Below are 1979 nucleotides of genomic sequence, written 5' to 3' on the forward strand. Positions count from 1 at the left end.
TCCGGAATTCACTCTGCGCCTTTCCGCGGCGACCGGGCAGACCGCGCTGGACCCGGGGTGCGGCGTTCCAGGCCCTGACACGGCCCCCCACGCTCCTTGACCACCTGCGACAATGGCCGTATGGCAGCAGTGGACACCAGGGGCACCGAGCTCGGCCGATACCTCAAAGCCCGCAGGGCGCAGGTGCGTCCGGAGGATGTCGGTCTCCCGGCCGGGGCGGGCCTGCGCCGCACCCCCGGCCTGCGCCGTGAGGAACTGGCCGCGCTGGCCGGGGTGAGCGTCGACTACTACATCCGCCTGGAGCGCGGCCGGGAGACCAACCCATCCCCTGCCGTCGTGGACGCCCTCGGCCGCGCCCTGCGGTTGCGTGGTGACGCCTACGAGCGTCTGCACGAGCTCGCGGAACTGGCCTCCGGCCGGTTCTCCGAGCTGCCGGCCTGCCCTCAGAACACCGTCCGCGACTCGGTCCTGCGGATGCTGGAGTCGGTGCGACCGCTGCCCGCCTATGTGGTGAGCCGCTACAACCGTGTACTTGCCGCCAATCCGCCCGGCCGACGGCTGCTGCCCGGGCTCTGGGGCTGGCCGGAGGACCAGCGCAACCTGACCCGCTACGTCTTCCTCCACCCGGTCGGCCGGACGCTCTACGAGCCGTGGGAGGACACCGTCGCCCTGTCGGTGGCGCATCTGCGGGCGGTCGCCGGGGCCGACACCGATGATCCCGAGCTGACCGCACTCGTCGGCGAACTGATGCTGAAATCACCGCAGTTCGCGCGACTGTGGGAGCGATACGACGTCTGCGAACGCGGTGGCGGGCAGAAGTCCTTCCGGCACCCCAAGGCCGGCCCGATGACCCTGACCTACGAGGTGATGCGGCTGGCCCGGACCGGCGGCCAGCGCATGGTGGTCTACCAGGCGGCCCCGGGCAGCCAGGACGAGAGGGCCATGCTCAGCCTGGAGTCCGCGGACAGCCGAGCGGAGTCCGTGGACGCGTGACCGGGCGGGCGGTGTCTCCCGAGTGGCTCACGCGTCGACGTGCTCATCTCGTCCTGGATCTCGTCGTATGGCGAGGTCCAGGGAGCGGTGGAAAAATGGAACTGGCGCCTGTTGGACGGACAGCTCGGCGCGTGACCCGGTGAAGAGGTCGCGTCCTGTCCACGGCCACGCGTCCGCTCTGTGCGCTCTCGACGGGACGGGAGTACGTCCTTCACTCTTGTAGGAGGGATGGCCATGGCCAAGCGTCTGGTCGTCTGCTGCGACGGAACGTGGAACTTCGCCGACCAGCCCAGCAAGACCAACGTCAGCAAGGTCGCCCTGTCCGTGCACTCAGGGCCTGCCGGCGGGAAGGACCAGCGCGTCTACTACCACGGCGGCGTCGGTACCCGCCGGACGGAGCGTCTGCGCGGCGGCGCGTTCGGCGTCGGCCTGTCCCGGAACGTCATCGACGCGTACCGCTTCCTCATCGAGACGTACGAACCCGACGACGAGCTGTTCCTCTTCGGCTTCAGCCGGGGCGCGTTCACCGCCCGCAGCCTGGCGGGCCTGGTGCGCAACTGTGGCGTCCTGCGCCCTGACCAGGCCGCCCGGGTCGAGGAGGCGTGGGCCCTCTACCGCGACCGAACCGAGAGGCCGAGCGGCGCGGCCTCCGCGTTGTTCCGCCGCTCGTACGCGCACGAGACGTACATCGACTTCATCGGGGTGTGGGACACGGTCGGTGCCCTGGGCATCCCGGATTTGGGCCCCGGGTGGCTCGGGCCGGTCGTCAAACAGTTCAACCACCGCTGGGAGTTCCACGACACCACGTTGAGCAAGTGGGTCAAGGGGGCCTTCCACGCGCTGGCCATCGACGAACAGCGCTCGGCGTTCCAGCCGACGCTGTGGCACCAGCAGCCCGGCGCCGCCGAGCAGGGCCAGGAACTGAAGCAGGTGTGGTTCGCCGGGTCGCACTGTGATGTCGGTGGCGGATACAAAGAGACAGGGCT

Annotated in this window: 2 protein-coding genes; both read left to right on the forward strand. The window is 69.9% G+C overall.

The window, feature by feature from the left end:
• Positions 1 to 120: 120 nt before the first annotated feature.
• The gene (locus SSQG_RS00630; RefSeq protein ID WP_003987702.1) at positions 121 to 993 is read left to right on the forward strand and encodes a helix-turn-helix domain-containing protein; all 873 of its coding nucleotides are present in this window, start codon (positions 121 to 123) and stop codon (positions 991 to 993) included.
• Between the two features lie 234 nt (positions 994 to 1227).
• Positions 1228 to 1979 (forward strand): DUF2235 domain-containing protein (locus SSQG_RS00635; protein ID WP_003987703.1); only part of this gene is annotated, 752 nt, incomplete at its 3' end.

This window comes from Streptomyces viridochromogenes DSM 40736, from assembly GCF_000158955.1.
Lineage (GTDB): Bacteria > Actinomycetota > Actinomycetes > Streptomycetales > Streptomycetaceae > Streptomyces > Streptomyces venetus.